This window comes from Paenibacillus peoriae KCTC 3763, from assembly GCF_000236805.1.
GTDB classification, from domain to species: domain Bacteria; phylum Bacillota; class Bacilli; order Paenibacillales; family Paenibacillaceae; genus Paenibacillus; species Paenibacillus peoriae.
In genome coordinates this window covers 482,657-500,201 of the sequence record NZ_AGFX01000011.1, presented here as the reverse complement: position 1 = coordinate 500,201, position 17,545 = coordinate 482,657, and the positions used below count along the sequence as shown (strand labels likewise).

Genomic DNA, 17,545 nt, shown 5'->3' with positions numbered 1-17,545 from the left:
TTCACCCCAACTCCATATGCTTTGCACGCAACTGGCCGCAGGCAGCGGCGATATCGTGACCCTGTTCACGCCGGATCGTCACATTGATGCCCTTATCGGCAAGAATACGCTGGAAATTAAAAATATCGCTGCGCGATGTGCGTACGTACTTGCGCTCAGGCACATGGTTGACCGGGATCAAATTGACGTGGCACAACATGTCCTTCAATACATCCGCCAGCTCTTCTGCATGCTCTGCCTGGTCGTTTACTCCACCAATCAGAGCATATTCAAATGAAATTCTCCGTCCCGTCTTGGCAAGATAGTAACGAAGCGAATCCATAACATCGTTAAATGGATAACGACGATTAACAGGCATCAATTTGGAACGAAGCGCGTCATTAGGCGCATGAATGGATATTGCCAGATTAATCTGGGTATCCTCGTCCGCAAATTTATAAATATTCGGTACAATGCCACTGGTCGATACCGTGATATGACGTTGACCAATATTCAGACCCTTTTCATGAATCATCGTACGCAAAAACGTCATGGTCGCTTCATAGTTTTCAAAAGGCTCGCCTGAACCCATAATCACGATGCTGCTCACTCGTTCATTGGTTTTATCCAAAATTTTCTGTGCTTGCACAACCTGCGCTGTAATTTCACCGGCTGTTAGGTTCCGTTTGAGGCCCCCAAGCGTCGAAGCACAAAAAGTACATCCAATCCGGCAGCCCACCTGAGTCGTTACACAAATACTGTTTCCGTAATTGTGTCTCATAATAACCGTCTCAATGGCATGATCATCGTGCAAACCAAACAGGAATTTCACCGTACCGTCTTTCGATTCCAGCTTTGTAATTTCATGCAGCGTCACAAAGCTGAATTGCTCTGCAAGCTTCTCTCTCAGTCCCTTGGACAAATTCGTCATCTCACTGAAATCGTTGACCCGCTTTACATACAGCCAGTCAAAAATTTGTCCTCCGCGAAAAGCAGGCTCGCCATTATTCTTGACCCAGTCCTGAAGCTCCTCCAGAGTTAAATCATATATAAAAGGTTTCATCAGTGTTTGCACCCGTTCCTTCTCCATTAAGTTCTGTTTGATCTTAGGCAGTATTTTCATTCTTCCTATTTTAGCACAAATCCCTGAGGGGGTAAAAATTTTTCATATTCATGCAAAAAACCGCCGGAGAGGTCCGGCGGAATGTAGAAATATTGGTGGGTGACTGCCTGGAATACTCTTCCGAACTACTTTATCCTGCGCAGACGTGCGATATAAAATCCGTCACTGTGGAAATGCTGTGGCAACAGCTGCAACGAGCCGCTCTGAGCGCCCTTTGTATCACGGCTCATGTCCGGGAAAGAATGTCCTTCTGCCAATTCATACTCGGAGTGCTCACCTAAAAACCGGGTCAATTGTCCTTCGTTTTCGTCAGGCTCAATCGTACATGTGCTGTATACCAGAATACCACCTGGCTTCAATAGTCCTGCTACACTATCGAGTAGCTCATGCTGAAGCTGTGTAATGTCGCGCACATCCTGCTCCGTTTTACTCCAACGCAAGTCCGGCTTACGGCGAATGACCCCAAAGCCGGAGCATGGCGCATCAAGCAAAATGCGATCAAAAGAAGCAGGAGCATAACGATCTTTCAGCTCCAGCGCATCACCAGTGACCGTTTCCACAGCCTCCAGTCCCAGCCGATCAGCCTGCTCCTGAATCAAATGATGCTTATGGGCATGCAAATCGTTCGCAATAATCCGGCCTTGGTCCTTCATCAGCTCAGCCATATGAGCTGTTTTGCCACCCGGAGCGGCACAGCAATCCAGTACCAGCATGCCGGGCTCAGGCGCAACTGCTTCCGCAACAAGCATGGAGCTTTCGTCCTGTACGGACAACAAGCCGTCCGTATACCAGGAGGTAAGCGCCATGTTGCCGCCGCTGCGAACAACTATCCCGTAAGGGCTAACTGCCGAAGGAACGGCGTTTACCCCTTTGGCGAGCATCTCGTCCAATAATTGATCACGGCTGGTCATGGTCGTATTTACCCGCACGCTGACCGCAGGTGGCTCATTATTAGCCTGACAAATCGCCTCCGCTGTTTCTACACCATATTGCTTAATCCAGCGCTTAACCAGCCATTGTGGATGGGAATGCTCTAACGAGATCCGCTCCTCGGCTGACAAACCGTCAGGAATACGCAGCTTGTCCGGCTCGCGCAGCATGCTGCGCAGCACACCATTGACCATACCCGAAATCCCCTGATGCCCGCGCCGCTTGGCAATGGCCACGGCTTCACTAACGACGGCATGATCCGGGATACGATCCAGATACACAATCTGGTACACACTCATCCGCAGTAGTGAACGTACCCAAGCCTGGAGCTTGGCCGTGCCTTTTTGAACAAACTTGTTCAAATAATAATCCAGTGTGTTACGGCGTGCGACTGTGCCGTACACGAGTTCTGTCGCCAAGCCGGCATCACTTGCGGACAAACCTGCTTGCTGAAGCCGACGATTTAGCTCGAGGTTACTATATGCACCCTCTTGCTCCACCCCGGTCAACACATCAAGTGCAACTTCCCGCGCCGTTGGTTTGCGGGTGCTGCCAGCTCTGGCACCTGCTCTCTTGCCTTGGTCTCCCTGACGGGAGTGCCCCCCGCTCACCCGAGCACCATGCCTGGCTTCATTTGTCCGCCGCGTGCAAAGTTCCCGGCTTCCATAACCTTCTTGCCTGCCGGTTGAACCTGAGTCAGCCAGATCGTACCGCTGCCTGTCTGTACTTCAATGCCTCGGGCATTCAATTGAAGAACCGTTCCGGGCGCTTGAGTATTGGAGCCATTCGCTTCATTACTTATGGAAGCCTCTTTAGTGGAAGCCCCTTCAACGGAAGGCTGCTCAGCAGCCCACACTTTAAAAACATTTTCTTCCCACAGCGTAAATGCGCCGGAAAAGGGAACAAGCCCGCGAATCCGGTTGTATATTTGCTGCGCACTATCATTCCATGGAATACGCTCATCGTCACGACTCAGATTGGGGGCATAGGTAGCCTCTTCCTCGTTTTGCGGTGTGCGCGCCGATTGCCCTGCCAGCAGCTTCGGTAGCTCATCATGCAAAAGCTTTGCCCCGGCAACGCTCAGCTTCTCGAAGATCGTACCGGACGTATCCTCCGGCTCAATAGCAACCTCAACCCGTGATATCATATCGCCGGTATCCAGTCCTTCCGCCATATACATCAGCGTCACGCCCGTAATGGTTTCACCGTTAATGATCGCACGCTGAATCGGCGCTCCTCCCCGATAACGGGGAAGCAGCGAGCCATGCACATTCAGGCAGCCGTAACGGGGCAGGTCCAATACGGACTTAGGCAAAATTTGCCCATAAGCTGCGGTTACGATCAGATCTGGACGCAGCTCCGCCACCTGTGCCACCGCTTCCGGCTGACGCAGGCGGGTCGGTTGAAGCACGGGCAATCCGCGCTTCTCCGCCGCTTCCTTGACTGGTGTAGGCATCAATATTTTTTTGCGTCCCTGCGGCTTATCCGGCTGGGTAATCACACCGACCACATTGTAGCCGTTGTCCAGCAGCATGTTCAGCGAAGGCACAGCAAACTCCGGTGTACCCATAAAGATAATACGAATGTCTTGGCTCATCGAACCTCACTCCCCTGCCTGACGGTTCGGTCCTGGCTGTTCCGGAGCAACCTCATATACTTTTTCCGCAATATCCGTGAACAAAACTCCATTCAAATGGTCGATTTCATGCTGAAAAGCACGAGAAAGCAATCCTGTCGCTGTAACAGTAATCACCTTGCCCTCACGATCCAGTCCCTTGACTGTAACCTTCTCGGCACGACGCACATCCCCGTTCAGACCCGGAATACTCAAGCAGCCTTCAGGACCCAGCTGCTCTCCTTCTTCTGCCACGATTTCCGGATTGATCATTTTAATCAAACCTTGCTCATCTCCGGCATCCACAACGATCAGACGCTTCAAAATGCCTACTTGCGGAGCGGCAAGACCTACTCCCTCCGCTTCATACATCGTATCTGCCATATCGTCGAGCAGCTTCTGCACGTTAGGTGTAACTTTAGTAACCTCCTTGGCTACTTTATGCAGTACATCATCCGGCTCCAACACGATAATTCTAATTGACATAACAACAGAACACCTTCCTCTTTATCTTCATTTAGACTTATTAATTGTATTCATCACTAACGCGACTGCTACATTATCCTATGTACGGACCGCTTGTCCGCATTAATTGTGCTGATAAGTTTTGCGCAGGCGCTCTACATTAGCATTTGCGGATCGACATCCAGACTAATCAGCAGCTTTTGGGCCTGTGCGGATTCCGCCATTTCATCAGCTACCTGCTGAGCCAGACCAATCGCATCAATATTTCCACGCCATTTTATCATACATTGAAATCGGTATCTATTCTTGATTCTCGAGATCGGTGAAGCTACGGGTCCCAAAATGTCAAGTACATCCGATGTCAGCCGATCCATATTCCCGAACCAGCCCCGTTGTCTCGCCCGCCCCTGCAGGGTAGCTGAATAGTTTTCAGCCAGCCGGACCAGTACCGGAAGCTGTTCATGAGAAAAGGTCACCAAAATAAGACGACAATACGGCGGATAGTGCAAATTGCGGCGATGTTTCAACTCTTCCCTGACAAAAGAGGCATAGTCGTGACGACTTGCGTGAATCACCGAATAATGCTCTGGAGTATAAGATTGTACGAATACTTCACCTGGCAATTGATGCCTTCCGGCACGTCCGGCTACCTGTGTTAACAGCTGAAATGTCTTTTCTGCAGCCCGAAAATCCGGTAAATTAAGAGCCGAGTCCGCAGTAATAACTCCAACAAGCGTCACATCAGGAAAATCCAGTCCTTTGGCTACCATCTGGGTCCCGAGCAGCACATCCGCTTTTTTATCACGAAACTGCTTGAGCAGCTTTTCATGGGCGTTTTTTTCTGTTGTTGTATCCACATCCATTCGGACAACCCGTATACCGGGAAACAGCTTTGCCAGCTCTTCTTCCACCCGCTGAGTTCCTGTGCCGAAGTAGCGAATGTGCTCACTGCCGCATTCCGGACAAGTCTGCGGGACAGGCTCGGAATAACCACAGTAATGGCAACGCAAATTGTTCGAACGCTGGTGATACGTAAGCGAAATATCGCAATGCGGACAGCCCGCCACATAGCCGCAGCTGCGGCACATAACGAACGTGGAATGCCCGCGTCGATTCAACAGCAATACCGTCTGCTCCTTACGCTCCAACCGTTCTGCGATTCCTTGATGCAGCGCACGACTGAACATGGATCGGTTGCCAGCCCGCAGTTCCTCGCGCATATCCATGATATGTACTTCAGGCAACGTGTTCCCCAATGCGCGGGTTGGCATTTCAAGCAGCAGCGGCGCAAACTCGTCATTGCTTTGTGAGCGGGCGGCGTAGTAGCTTTCCAGCGACGGTGTAGCTGACCCCAGAATAACGACGGCTCCATGCTGATGGGCTCTGCGAATAGCTACATCCCGCGCATGGTATTTGGGGGTCTCTTCCTGCTTATAGGACGTTTCGTGCTCCTCGTCCATAATAATGAGTCCCAGCTCACGAAAAGGCGCAAATACTGCCGAGCGGGCGCCAATCGCCACCTTCACACGACCTTCACGTATCTTGCGCCACTCATCGTAACGTTCCCCGCCGGACAGCCTGCTGTGCATCACGGCCACCTGATCGCCAAACCGACCTTTAAAACGCTCAACCATTTGTGGTGTTAACGATATTTCAGGCACCAGTACAATCGCTTGACGATTCTGACTGATACAGCGTTGAATCGTCTGTAAATAGACCTCCGTCTTACCACTTCCTGTGACTCCATGCAATAAATAAGCGCCTTGCTCACGCATGTCCAACTGGCGAACAATTCGCTCATACACCAACTGCTGCTCTGATGTGAGGGGCAGCGGCTCTGTCGGCTTAAAGCGCCTGCCCCGGTACGGATCGCGGAACACTTCCACATCCTCCGTGATCACATAACCCTTATCTTCCAGCGCCTTGACCGTTGCAGCCGATACACTAAGTGAGGTCAGGACTTCCTTCAGCGGCAGAGGCAGAAACTCGCTACGTTCCAGCAAAAAAGCAAGTACCTCCCGCTGACGCTGCGCTTTGGCAGAAAATTTCTCCAATGCCGCTGAGGCTTTGTCTATACTAATAGCCAGGTCAACAGCTTTCATGGTCTTTTTGCTGAGTTTGTCTTTGATAACCTGACTTTCCTGGAGCACTCCCCGCCGCAACAGTGCTTTAATGACCTCCGCTTCCTCGGGAAAACGGCGACTGAGCTGCTGCAAAGGGACTTGCTCCTTCTCCTGAATAAAGCTGACAATCCGACGCTCCGTCGGGTCGCTCATACCATCATCGGTGAGAAGAGCCCATTCGAGCTCTTCGCCTTGATCTGGTTGCATGGTACGCTGTAAATGCATCTCATAATCTACGTCATGGATAGTATGAACAGACGATGTGTTTGCAAACGCATGCTGTTCAGCAATGGAAATGTAACGTTCCGCTTTACCCTTTAATGCGGTAGGAATCATCACTTGCAAGGCCATGATTTGATTGCAAGCATAGCGTTCACTCATCCATTTGCCCAGATCTACAAGATCGGGAGATAATGGCGGCACCAAATCCAGCAACTCCTGAATCGCTCTCATCCGGTATTTAGGCGGCTCCTCAGCAGGAACTACCGAAATGACAAAAGCCTGTACCGTTCGTTTGCCGAACGGTACAGCTACCCGGCTACCCGGCTCAATCCAAGGCCTCATTGAATCCGGTATCAGGTAATCGAAGGTACGGTCCGTATCCTTGGCTGGTACATCGACAATGACCTTGGCAACTAAATTGCCTGTCTCCATTAATGCAACACCCCACCCATGCGTCCCGCAGCTATCGTTAGCAACTTACGCGCAACTTCTTCCTTTGACTGTACAGGAATGCGCTCTACCATTCCGCCACGGTCATAAATTTGTACAGCATTATGATCGGCGCCAAAGCCGGTGCCTTCCACAGTTACATCATTTGCTGCGATCAAATCACAATTCTTACGTTCCAGCTTATCTATCGCATACACCTCCATATTTTCGGTTTCTGCCGCAAAGCCAACTAAGAATTGATGTTTTTTGCTGTGTCCGAGTGACTCGAGAATATCGACGTTCTTCACTAATTCCAGTGTAATAGCATTATCTTTCTTCTTAATCTTGGTCTGTGCCACCTCACGTGGTCGATAATCTGCAACCGCAGCAGCCATCACGACCATATCACACGCTTCCCATTGTCTTAACACAGCAGCATACATGTCTTCAGCAGACTGAACCTTTTCAAGCGAAATACCTGAAGGCGGCTCCGCGCTGGTATTTGCAGCGATCAAATGCACCTCTGCACCCATCTCCTGGGCTACTTTTGCAATGGCAAAGCCCATCTTGCCGGAGGAATCGTTCGTGATGTAACGCACCGGATCAATTCTCTCGATTGTGCCGCCAGCAGTCACAATGACTTTTCTGCCTGAAAGCAACATTTTATTCTCATTGTCATTCTCGTTCACAAGCGACTCGGGCGCTTGACTTTCCGTAGCTTCTCCACCAAACCAGCGTGGCTCAGACTTGCTTTGGCCTTTACCCTCCTGGCTTTGCTGTTCGAAAAAGCGCTCTATAGTTTGCACGATCGTTTCCGGTTCTTCCAAGCGCCCTTTGCCAACATAACCACAAGCCAGTAGTCCTTCACCAGGCTCAATCATCATCACGCCGCGTGATACGAGCGTTTCCATATTTTGCATGACTGCCGGATGAGTGTACATATGCACGTTCATCGCAGGCGCCACCATAATAGGGGCAGTCGTAGCCAGCAGCGTGGTAGACAGCATATCATCAGCAAGCCCATGCGCCATTTTCCCGATGATATTCGCGGTTGCAGGAGCAACCAACACCAAATCAGCCGCATCCGCCAGATGGATATGGGATACGACGGACGGTTCTCTTTCATCAAACGTATCACTGTATACCGGATTACGAGAGAGCGACTGCAACGTAAGTTCGGTAATAAACTCCTTGGCGGAAGCTGTCATAATCACATGAACGTCGGCTCCCTTTTGCGTCAACTTACTGCACAGCACAGCCGCTTTATAAGCGGCAATTCCGCCGGTAATACCAAGAATAATCACTTTCCCCTTCAACATCGTTAACTCCCCCTGACCGAAAAAAATAACAACCTTGCGGTTGTCAAAGGAATTGGCATTGCGCCTGGTTATAATGATTGTCTACAATTCTTATTCTTCGCCGCTTTCAAGCAGAAGATGATCGGCGTAGATCTCTTCCAACGCTACTCCAACCTGTTTGTGTGATTTAGGGCTCTTCAAAGACGTCTTCTCACCCTCACGCAACTGTCTAGCCCGGCGTGAAGCCGCTACAACCAGCGAATATTTACTATCAACCTTTTTCATCATTTCATCAATGGAAGGATACAGCACGAATAGACACCTCTTCATGTAGTTTTGGGACTATATAAGCTGAACTCAAGTGTACACCTTCAAGCCCAGCTTATACAGTGTTATTTCTCTTTAAATACGCTTGGCATATGTAAAGTCCCGATTTATGGATGAACCTTACAATGTTCGGCGATAATAATGGATTCTATTCGTTTACAAGCGAAATCAATCTCATCATTCACAACCGCATAATCATAGTGACGCAACAGGTTCATTTCATCCACAGCTACCGACATGCGGTGGTCAATGGTGGCTTGAGTCTCTGTACCCCGTCCGCGAATTCTATCCTTTAATTCATCCAGCGAAGGCGGAAGCAGGAAAATAAAGATGCCTTCAGGAAACTTTTCTTTGACCTTTAACGCTCCCTGAACCTCAATTTCCAGAAAAATATCTTTACCCTGCGCAAGCGTCTGATCTACAAAATCACGTGGAGTACCGTAATAATTATCCACATATTCAGCATACTCCAGCATCTCATCCCGTTCAATCATGCTTAAGAACTCTTCACGTGTTTTAAAAAAATAGTTAACTCCATCCTGTTCGCCCGCACGAGGTGCTCGAGTCGTAGCAGAAACCGAGTAGGTTATTTCCGGCAGCTTCTCACGCAACGCATTGCCTACCGTTCCTTTACCAACACCCGAAGGTCCGGATATTACAAATAATAATCCCTTAGCCATAGTACACTCCATTTTTATTCGTCATTATCATCATCTTTAGTGGATAGGCGATGAGCGACCGTCTCCGGCTGCACCGCAGACAGGATTACATGATCACTGTCCGTAATAATAACAGCCCGTGTCCGGCGGCCATAGGTAGCATCAATTAACATATGACGGTCCCTGGCTTCCTGTATAATCCGCTTGATCGGAGCAGACTCCGGACTGACGATGGAGATAATTCGGTTGGCCGACACGATATTGCCGAAGCCAATATTGATCAATTTGATTGCCATATTCAGGTCTTTCCCCCTATACATGTGACTATTGCAGCCGTGCCGCTACCAGGTAGCTACTCAATATTTGCAGCCTGCTCACGAATTTTTTCAAGCTCTGCCTTCATCTCGACGACCAAATTAACCAACGCGAGATGATTAGCCTTGGAGCCGATCGTGTTAACTTCCCTGTTCATTTCCTGGATTAAAAAATCTAATTTTCGGCCGGCCGGCTCGTCCGACAACAGCAACCCCTTGCATTGCCCAAAGTGACTTTGAAGTCGGGTAAGCTCCTCATCAATATTGCTGCGATCCGCGAATAAAGCAATTTCCATTCCGAACTTATGCTCATCAAGCGTAAATAAACCGTCCTGTAGCTCTTTAAGCCTGTTTTTTAGCCTATTACGGTAGTCGCTCACAACATGAGGAGCCAGCACCGTCATTTCATGATGCAGGGATTCCAGATGCGAAATACGCGATTCCACATCTTGCGCCAAATACCCGCCTTCTCGCCTTCTCATCTCCAGCAAGCCCTGCAAAGCTTCATGTAAGGCTCGCTGTAGCTGCTCTTCCCAGTCCTCTTCGTCTCCATTGCAAGCCTCTCCAGGCTCACCCAGAACGTCAGGCAAAACAAGAATGTCACTTATACCTAATGTTCCCTTCACGCCATATCGATCCGCCAGCTGCTCCGCTGCATGCAGGTATGCCTGCACCACAGTGTCATTCAACCGTGCGACGGGTATTTGTTCATCATCACGTTCCCTGTGGATGAAGACGTCGACACGACCACGTTTAATCTGCTGCTGAACCGTTCTTCTCAAGCCATCCTCAAAACGTGTCCATTCGCGCGGAATCCTCATCATCACTTCGCAATAGCGGTGATTCACCGATTTCAATTCCAAGCGCACTTTATAGCCTTCATAATGAAAGATGGCTTGACCGTATCCGGTCATACTCAATGACATCGGCATCACATCCATTTTACTATTGTAATTGATTATTATAGTCGAAACAAGGGGGCCTGCACGCGGCCGGATTTTTGCCATACATAAGAAGTCAGCTCAGCTGTCATTTCATAGAACATGAATGGAGTCATCAAATAGATTCCGTTAAAATGCTCCATCGCCGTATCAAGCAGCTCTTTGGCAATGGATACACCCATTGCTCGTCCTTCCGGACCCTCCAGACCAGACATACGAGCACGCACCTCATCCGACAATTGAATGCCGGGTACTTCATTGTGCAAGTATTCTGCATTTCGCCCGCTAGCCAGCGGCATAATACCGATAAAAATCGGGACCTCCAAATGCCGTGTCTCTTCCGCGATGGCTGCGATGAGCTGGCGATCGTAGACGGGCTGGGTCATAATATAATCAGCTCCGGAGGCAATTTTCTTTTCAAGCCGCTGTACAGCTTTACCCAAATGCTTGACATTGGGATTAAATGCGGCACCTACCACAAAATTAGCTTTCTGCTTTAGTGGTTTACCGGAAAATGCAACACCATCGTTCAATTGCTTGATCATACGTATAATTTCAAAAGAAGTCATATCATACACAGAGCTGGCACCCGGCAAATCACCGAACCTTGCCGGATCTCCAGTAACCGCCAGTACATGGTCAATGCCCAGCGCGTCAAAACCCATCATATGAGACTGAGTACCAATCAGATTACGGTCACGGCAGGCAATATGGATTAATGGACGCAAGCCTGTTTCAATGCTGACCAGATGTCCAAGCGCCATGTTGCTCATCCGAGTGACGGCAAGTGAATTATCGGCCAGCGTAAGCGCGTCGGCCCCGGCTTTCTTCAACGCATGTGCACCTTGCATAAACCGTGTAATGTCCAAATCACGTGGAGGATCAAGCTCTACAATGACCGTATGCCGCTCCTTGACCATTTCCACAATGTTGGGCTTGCCGGCATATCTGCCATTTCCACGTTCCCCTTGATCTACAGTCGACTCCGGCTCAGCCACGTGAATGGACTCTTTCAACAACGCTTTTTTTGGAGCCAGCGGAGGCGGCAGTACACCGCTCAAAGCTTTGGAAATCGCCGCAATATGGTCCGGCGTGGTCCCACAGCAGCCCCCGATCAGCCTCGTTCCCAGCTCAATAAAGGACGCCGCACATTCTCCAAAATATTCAGGTGTTGCACCATATACATAGTGACCGTCCACATAATCTGCGAGACCTGCATTAGGATATACGGACAGCGGAACCGACAAAGGTCCGCCCAATTGCTCCATAACACTCATGATCCCCTGTGGACCGGAGTGACAGTTAAATCCAAGAATGTCCGCTCCCTCATCACGCAGCATCGAAAAAGCTTCTGCTACCAAAAAACCATCCTGTGTGCGACCAACCTGATCGACTGCAAACTGACAGATGACCGGAATGTCGCTGTATTTACGTACACCGTGAAGCGCAATGCGCATTTCATCCAGTGAATAAAACGTTTCACACACAATGCCGTCGACTCCTTCGGAGAGAAGGGCATCAATCTGCTGATCGTAGTTACGGGCCAGCTCCAGCTTGGATATGTCAAGCCGTTTGCCCCCGCATATGGAGCCTACCGCTCCCACTACATAATGCTCAGGCCCGGCCGCTGCTCTGGCTATTCTTACCCCGGCACGGTTGATCTCCTCTACTTTGGATTCCAGTCCAAACCGTGCCAGCTTATAATCATTTGCAGAGAACGTGTTGGTCTCCAGCAATCGTGCTCCTGCTTTTAAATATTGACTATGCACATCGGCTATAACATCAGGTGAAGTTATATTCAATTCTTCGTAGGAAGTATTTACTGAAAATCCCAACTGGTACAAAAAGGTTCCCATTGCGCCGTCTCCGACAATAATTTCACGATTCAGCACAGTACGCAATTCCGGTTTCATGTCCTCCGCTCCACCCCACTGTTTATTTTCATATTAATGTAACATAAAAGCGACTGCAAACATAAGCCAAAAAACAAAAAAAGCCGCCTCACTCCCCAAAATGATGTCACCAGGAGTGGAGCAGCTTGACATATTATTGTTATTTTATACTATACTTATTGCATTTTCCCATCTGCAGCATGAAGGGAGAACGTGTAAAAAGCTCCTTTTTTATTCACCTTAGCTACAATAGAAGTCGTTCCCTTTTGCTTTTTGGAAAATGTATACTGATTTCCTTGAATCCCCACATTATAGCCAGACAAATTGATATTAAACAAGAGCTGAACCTTGGGCTTGACCAGTTTCAAAGCTTCTGAGGCAGTATATTTGGGATTGGCAAATGATTTTTTGAAATCTGTATCATCATTCCAGTCTGCCCCATAGGTGGATACAGCCAGCACTTTGCCGGTCGCCGTGCCGATTTTGACCTCACTCGACTCGTTTGCGTCCTCGAACGACCAATAAGAAAGCCCCTTTGCCTCATCCTTGAAGCGCGAAGCATGCTGTACGGTAATTCGCTGACCACTAACACGCTTAAAAGTGTTCGTTGCACGGCTCAGCAACACAGGGTCCACCTGCTTCAGCGGGTAGTCTGCATTTATGGTTATACTGTTACCTCGATCCACATCAACGTACAATGAGGACGCCTTTTCTCCTGCCCCCCAAAATACCCAGTAATTCGAAGGCATGTTGGACTGGTAAGGAGATTTAACCCGCCAGAAAGCCTCAAATTGCATGGAACGCTTGGGGTCAAACGCTTTGGCACTGTTCAGCACTTTAGTCTTAACTGGCGCTTCCAGCGCCTTGTCCATGCTGCTTATTTTATACCGTACGGTGGTAGAATCCACTCTATTCTTTTCCTTATTATATTCTGTTTGGAACGTAGCTGTACCGTCCTCCAGCTCGCCTTCGACAATCCAGGTTTTACCCATATCCGTCACATCGTCAAATTGAAATGGCGTTTTCGTACCGATCAGTTCCTGTACTGCCTTTTCCAGCCGGTTCACGACAGTTGGGGTTAGCGAGCCGACCTGCTTGCTCGTCGTGTCCACAGCAGCAGGGAGGGTAGCGGCTTGGGCCGGAAGGGCGGTGACTACAAATATGAGGGCTGCAACTGCTGAAATCCAACGAAATTTCCGCACTATGAACGGCCTCCTTATTGTTTTCTCATTTGTTTATTATACATCGTTTAGACGTCAAAAACAGACAGAATGTTGCTAAATACCAAAAAAGGAGACCCCTCGAGATCTCCTTGTCACTCATTTTTATACGATTGAGGATGTTGCAAAATCCTGAATTCTAAACCAAATACACGCTATTTTTCCATATTACATGGATATCAGGATAATCGACCATCATACACAATTTCAGCCGGGCCCGTCATATACACGTGATTATCGTCCTCGTTCCATTCAATATCCAGATCGCCGCCCTTTAGACTAACAATGGCGCGTCGGTCACTATAGCCGTTAAGTACAGAAGCCACAAGCGTGGCACAGGCCCCGGTACCGCAAGCTAGCGTAGGCCCAGCTCCCCGTTCCCATACTCTCATCTCTATGTGATCCCGACTTCGCACCGTAGCAAACTCAACATTTGTTTTTTTAGGGAATAGCGGATGGCTTTCCAGCTTAGGTCCCCAGGCCGCAAGTTCAAAGCTAGGCGCATCTTCAACATAAATGACACAATGGGGATTGCCCATGGATACAGCCGTAAAACGAAACCCGCTTCCTCCAGCTTCGATGGGCTCATGAATTACACGATCCAGATCCAGCGTAGCCGGAATTTTCAAACCCTCCAGGATCGGCTCTCCCATGTCTACCTTTACCAAACGTACAAGTCCGTTCTCTACAGTCAATTCGACCTGCTGCACACCTGCACCCAGCGTTTCGATCGTAATCCGCTCACGACTGATATGCTTGCGGTCATATACATATTTGGCTGCGCAGCGGATAGCATTGCCGCATTGCTCTGCCTCTGATCCGTCTGAATTAATGATGCGCATGCGAAAATCAGCTTTTTCTGAAGGCAATATATATACCAGACCGTCAGCGCCAACACCAAAATGTCGGTCACATAGCCGAACAGCCAATTCTGAAGCGTCAGACGGCAATTCCTGATGCCCAAACCAAACGATAAAATCATTACCCAAGCCGTGCATTTTTGTGAATTCCATAGCTTCCCTCCGCCGTTGCTGCTGATCTCATGCTCCTCATAAAGCTTTATTTCCATAATAGCATACAGGGCAAGAGCGGGAAAGCCATGTGATGATACCTGACCTAAATACTAGGCTGAAAACTTCGTACGCCCCGTCGAAAAGCGGGTATTTCCACCACGGTGACGGTTGCGTCTACCGCCCCATACGCTTCCCGCTCCCATCAGGAAAGTCGGAATCCCGGCTGCGACGATGGACAGTGCCCACTCACGCAAGCCGAGCGGCACCGTTTTGAAAATAGGTTGCAGCACGGGTACGTACATAACCACCAGCATCAGTACGATGGATGACAGCACGGCAAGTACGAGATAGCTGTTTTGAAACGGATTGCGGTGGAAAATAGAACGTGAACTGCGGCAATCGAATACATGAATTAACTGCGCCAGTACCAGGGTGGCAAAGGCAACCGACTGCGCTTTGATCAATTGTCCTGCGTTATCGGGCGCGATGCGTAATGTCAGCCAGAAGGCAGCAAGCGTACATAAGCCGATCAACAGTCCGCGACTAATGATTTTCCAGCCCAATCGACGGGCAAAAATATTTTCCTTTGCGCCGCGCGGCTTATGCTCCATGAGATCCTTTTCCGGCTGATCCACACCCAAAGCCATCGCTGGAAGGCCATCCGTTACCAGATTGACCCATAAAATCTGGATCGGAAGCAGCGGCAGCGGTAGTCCTGCCATCATCGCGAAAAACATCGTCAAAATTTCACCCACGTTGGAGGCGAGCAGATAACGGATAAATTTACGGATATTTTCGTAAATATTCCGCCCTTCCTCAATCGCCGCCACAATCGTCGAGAAATTATCGTCGCTCAGTACAAGCGCAGCTGCTTCTTTGGTCACATCGGTTCCCGTGATACCCATTGCGATGCCGATATCCGACGCCTTGATCGCCGGTGCGTCATTCACGCCATCGCCGGTCATCGCTACGACATGTCCGCGTCTTTGCAGCGACTTGACAATCCGCAGCTTATGCTCCGGCGACACGCGCGCATACACGGAGACGGAGTCGACGACATTATCCAGCGCTGCATCATCCATCGTAGACAGCTGCTGTCCTGCCAGCACACGTGAGTCACGCTGGAAAATACCCAACTGCTGGGCTATGGCCTCGGCAGTTGTGCCATGATCCCCCGTAATCATCACAGTGCGAATACCCGCACGGCGGCACTTGCTGATCGCCTCGCGAACCTCGCGGCGCGGCGGATCAATCATGCCCGTCAAGCCGATAAAGATCAGTTGGGCCTCAGCCTCCTCGGTGGTAGAGACATGTTCATGGGAGCGGATATCGCGGTATGCGACCCCAAGTACACGCAGCGCCTCTGAGGCCATCCCTTCGTTGGCTACCAGTACCTTTTGCCGCAGCGTGCCTGTCAAGGGAACGACATTACCTTCCCATAAAATGTAAGAACACTGGCCGAGCAGCACATCCGGCGCACCTTTGGCAAAGACGATATGCCCTCCCTGATGGCGCACAAGCACCGACATCCGCTTCCGTTCCGAGTCAAAAGGAAATTCGCGTTCCCGTGTGTACAGTTCATACAAGGCTTGTCGGGTGACTCCACCCTTGGCAGCTAACGTGACCAGCGCCCCCTCGGTCGGGTCGCCCTTCAGCTCCCATACAGCAGACGGTATTGGTTCTTTGCTCTTTTTTCTCGCGCGCAGCTCATCGATGTCGACTTGAACAATTTCTGCATTGTTACAAAGTACACTGGCTTGCAGCAGTCTACGCAATGATTGTCCGTTTTTCAGGTCGGCAGGAAGGTCCCTGTCCATAATATGACCGTGTGGATCATAGCCCTCCCCCGTAACTCCCCAGAAACGACCATCCAGCCATAGCTTGGTGACCGTCATTTTATTTTGGGTCAGCGTACCGGTTTTATCGGAGCAAATGACAGACGCGCACCCGAGCGTCTCAACGGAAGGCAGCTTGCGCACAATTGCCTTGCGTTTGATCATACGCTGTACTCCCAAAGCGAGTGCAATGGTTACAATCGCGGGCAGCCCTTCTGGTATAGCTGCCACAGCCAAGCTCACGCCGGCCAGGAACATGCTCATGGCTGGCTGACCATGCAATATGCCAGCTACGACCACGAGCACCGTTAGCGCCAGCGCTACGATGATCAATATTTTCCCCAATTGCTCCAACCTGTGCTGCAACGGTGTCTCCTGCGACTCTGTATTTTCGATCAGGTCTGCAATTTTGCCCATTTCAGTGCTCATGCCTGTACGAATAACAATGCCCTGTGCAGTACCTCTGGTCATCATCGTACCCATGAATCCGATGTTTTTTTGGTCCCCAAGCGGCACCTCCGCAGCATGAATAGGACGGCAATGCTTACTCACCGGAACCGATTCACCGGTCAGGGCGGATTCCTCCACATCACAGCCGTTCGTACTCAGCCACCTCACATCTGCGGGAATACGATCACCACTTTCCAGGAGGACGATATCACCCGGCACCAGCTCTCTGGCTTGAATCTGTACCCGTTTGCCGCCCCGCAGCACTTTGGCAGTTGGAGCTGACAGCTGTCTCAAAGCCCGCAGCGAACGTTCTGCTTTAAATTCCTGCACAAAGCCAAGAATTCCATTCAACACCACAATAGCAATAATGGTAACCGCGTCCAAATATTCACCGAGCAGACCGGAGATCAGGGTAGCCCCCATCAGGATGAGCATCATAAAATCCTTAAACTGGTTGAGCAGCATCAGGAGCGCCGAAACACGCTTCCCCTCGCTCAGTTCATTCCATCCCGCCCCTTCTCTCCGCTGCGCAAGCTGTTCCTCCGAAAGACCCTGCTTCGGGTCGACTTCCAGACTTGTTGAAAGCTGTTCATTGCTTAATTGGTGCCAATGTGCTTGTTCCATACTCCCCAATTCCCTCCCGGTCAGATAGTCCGTTTCCGTCGGTTGTGCCTAGGATGGCTGTCCGTTATTACATTTTGTGCCGCGAA

The 17,545-nt window shown here is 49.9% G+C and carries 14 protein-coding genes; all 14 read right to left on the bottom strand.

Annotated features, from left to right (window positions below):
- Position 1: 1 nt before the first annotated feature.
- The 14 genes from rlmN to KQI_RS0104630 all read right to left on the bottom strand — a co-directional run bounded on the left by rlmN (position 2) and on the right by KQI_RS0104630 (position 17,459).
- A complete protein-coding gene (gene rlmN / locus KQI_RS0104695) occupies positions 2 to 1,042 on the bottom strand; it encodes a dual-specificity RNA methyltransferase RlmN (protein ID WP_029390027.1) in 1,041 nt (346 codons plus the stop codon).
- A 185-nt stretch (positions 1,043 to 1,227) separates the two neighbouring features.
- Positions 1,228 to 2,643, bottom strand: a complete 1,416-nt coding sequence (rsmB, locus tag KQI_RS0104690; protein WP_010345566.1) for a 16S rRNA (cytosine(967)-C(5))-methyltransferase RsmB — start codon at positions 2,641 to 2,643, stop codon at positions 1,228 to 1,230.
- Positions 2,640 to 3,629, bottom strand: coding sequence for a methionyl-tRNA formyltransferase (gene fmt, locus KQI_RS0104685; RefSeq protein ID WP_010345564.1), 990 nt, complete (start codon positions 3,627 to 3,629; stop codon positions 2,640 to 2,642). Before fmt ends, rsmB begins: the two co-directional genes overlap by 4 nt.
- A gap of 6 nt (positions 3,630 to 3,635) precedes the next feature.
- Positions 3,636 to 4,133, bottom strand: coding sequence for a peptide deformylase (gene def, locus KQI_RS0104680; RefSeq protein WP_010345563.1), 498 nt, complete (start codon positions 4,131 to 4,133; stop codon positions 3,636 to 3,638).
- Between the two features lie 134 nt (positions 4,134 to 4,267).
- Entirely contained in the window at positions 4,268 to 6,889 is a 2,622-nt protein-coding gene (gene priA, locus KQI_RS0104675) for a primosomal protein N' (protein ID WP_010345562.1), read from the bottom strand.
- Positions 6,889 to 8,205 (bottom strand): bifunctional phosphopantothenoylcysteine decarboxylase/phosphopantothenate--cysteine ligase CoaBC, encoded by a 1,317-nt coding sequence (coaBC, locus tag KQI_RS0104670; RefSeq protein WP_010345561.1) that lies wholly within the window; start codon positions 8,203 to 8,205, stop codon positions 6,889 to 6,891. The genes priA and coaBC overlap by 1 nt, the downstream gene beginning before the upstream one ends.
- Positions 8,206 to 8,295: 90 nt before the next feature.
- On the bottom strand, positions 8,296 to 8,496 hold the full coding sequence (gene rpoZ / locus KQI_RS0104665) for a DNA-directed RNA polymerase subunit omega (protein ID WP_007431004.1): 201 nt from the start codon (positions 8,494 to 8,496) through the stop codon (positions 8,296 to 8,298).
- A gap of 122 nt (positions 8,497 to 8,618) precedes the next feature.
- Positions 8,619 to 9,191 (bottom strand): guanylate kinase, encoded by a 573-nt coding sequence (gene gmk, locus KQI_RS0104660; protein WP_010345560.1) that lies wholly within the window; start codon positions 9,189 to 9,191, stop codon positions 8,619 to 8,621.
- Positions 9,192 to 9,205: 14 nt separating this feature from the next.
- Positions 9,206 to 9,466 carry an extracellular matrix/biofilm regulator RemA gene (remA, locus tag KQI_RS0104655; RefSeq protein ID WP_005548256.1) on the bottom strand — a complete coding sequence of 87 codons (261 nt, stop codon included), beginning with the start codon at positions 9,464 to 9,466 and terminating at the stop codon, positions 9,206 to 9,208.
- A gap of 56 nt (positions 9,467 to 9,522) precedes the next feature.
- Positions 9,523 to 10,410: a YicC/YloC family endoribonuclease gene (locus KQI_RS0104650; RefSeq protein WP_010345558.1), complete on the bottom strand. Its 888-nt coding sequence runs from the start codon at positions 10,408 to 10,410 to the stop codon at positions 9,523 to 9,525.
- A gap of 35 nt (positions 10,411 to 10,445) precedes the next feature.
- The gene (locus tag KQI_RS0104645) at positions 10,446 to 12,338 is read right to left on the bottom strand and encodes a bifunctional homocysteine S-methyltransferase/methylenetetrahydrofolate reductase (RefSeq protein WP_010345557.1); all 1,893 of its coding nucleotides are present in this window, start codon (positions 12,336 to 12,338) and stop codon (positions 10,446 to 10,448) included.
- 155 nt (positions 12,339 to 12,493) lie between these two features.
- A complete protein-coding gene (locus tag KQI_RS0104640; RefSeq protein ID WP_010345556.1) occupies positions 12,494 to 13,519 on the bottom strand; it encodes a hypothetical protein in 1,026 nt (341 codons plus the stop codon).
- A 197-nt stretch (positions 13,520 to 13,716) separates the two neighbouring features.
- On the bottom strand, positions 13,717 to 14,550 hold the full coding sequence (gene dapF, locus KQI_RS0104635) for a diaminopimelate epimerase (protein WP_010345555.1): 834 nt from the start codon (positions 14,548 to 14,550) through the stop codon (positions 13,717 to 13,719).
- A 110-nt stretch (positions 14,551 to 14,660) separates the two neighbouring features.
- Positions 14,661 to 17,459: a calcium-translocating P-type ATPase, SERCA-type gene (locus KQI_RS0104630; protein ID WP_010345554.1), complete on the bottom strand. Its 2,799-nt coding sequence runs from the start codon at positions 17,457 to 17,459 to the stop codon at positions 14,661 to 14,663.
- Positions 17,460 to 17,545: the final 86 nt, after the last annotated feature.

Excerpts from the sequence above, each read along its gene's own strand:
- KQI_RS0104630 (WP_010345554.1), bottom strand. The coding sequence starts at position 17,459 with ATGGAACAAGCACATTGGCACCAATTAAGCAATGAACAGCTTTCAACA.
- coaBC (WP_010345561.1), bottom strand. The coding sequence starts at position 8,205 with ATGTTGAAGGGGAAAGTGATTATTCTTGGTATTACCGGCGGAATTGCC.
- priA (WP_010345562.1), bottom strand. The coding sequence starts at position 6,889 with ATGGAGACAGGCAATTTAGTTGCCAAGGTCATTGTCGATGTACCAGCC.
- def (WP_010345563.1), bottom strand. The coding sequence starts at position 4,133 with ATGTCAATTAGAATTATCGTGTTGGAGCCGGATGATGTACTGCATAAA.
- KQI_RS0104645 (WP_010345557.1), bottom strand. The coding sequence starts at position 12,338 with ATGAAACCGGAATTGCGTACTGTGCTGAATCGTGAAATTATTGTCGGA.
- remA (WP_005548256.1), bottom strand. The coding sequence starts at position 9,466 with ATGGCAATCAAATTGATCAATATTGGCTTCGGCAATATCGTGTCGGCC.
- KQI_RS0104650 (WP_010345558.1), bottom strand. The coding sequence starts at position 10,410 with ATGTCATTGAGTATGACCGGATACGGTCAAGCCATCTTTCATTATGAA.
- dapF (WP_010345555.1), bottom strand. The coding sequence starts at position 14,550 with ATGGAATTCACAAAAATGCACGGCTTGGGTAATGATTTTATCGTTTGG.
- rlmN (WP_029390027.1), bottom strand. The coding sequence starts at position 1,042 with ATGAAACCTTTTATATATGATTTAACTCTGGAGGAGCTTCAGGACTGG.
- gmk (WP_010345560.1), bottom strand. The coding sequence starts at position 9,191 with ATGGCTAAGGGATTATTATTTGTAATATCCGGACCTTCGGGTGTTGGT.
- fmt (WP_010345564.1), bottom strand. The coding sequence starts at position 3,629 with ATGAGCCAAGACATTCGTATTATCTTTATGGGTACACCGGAGTTTGCT.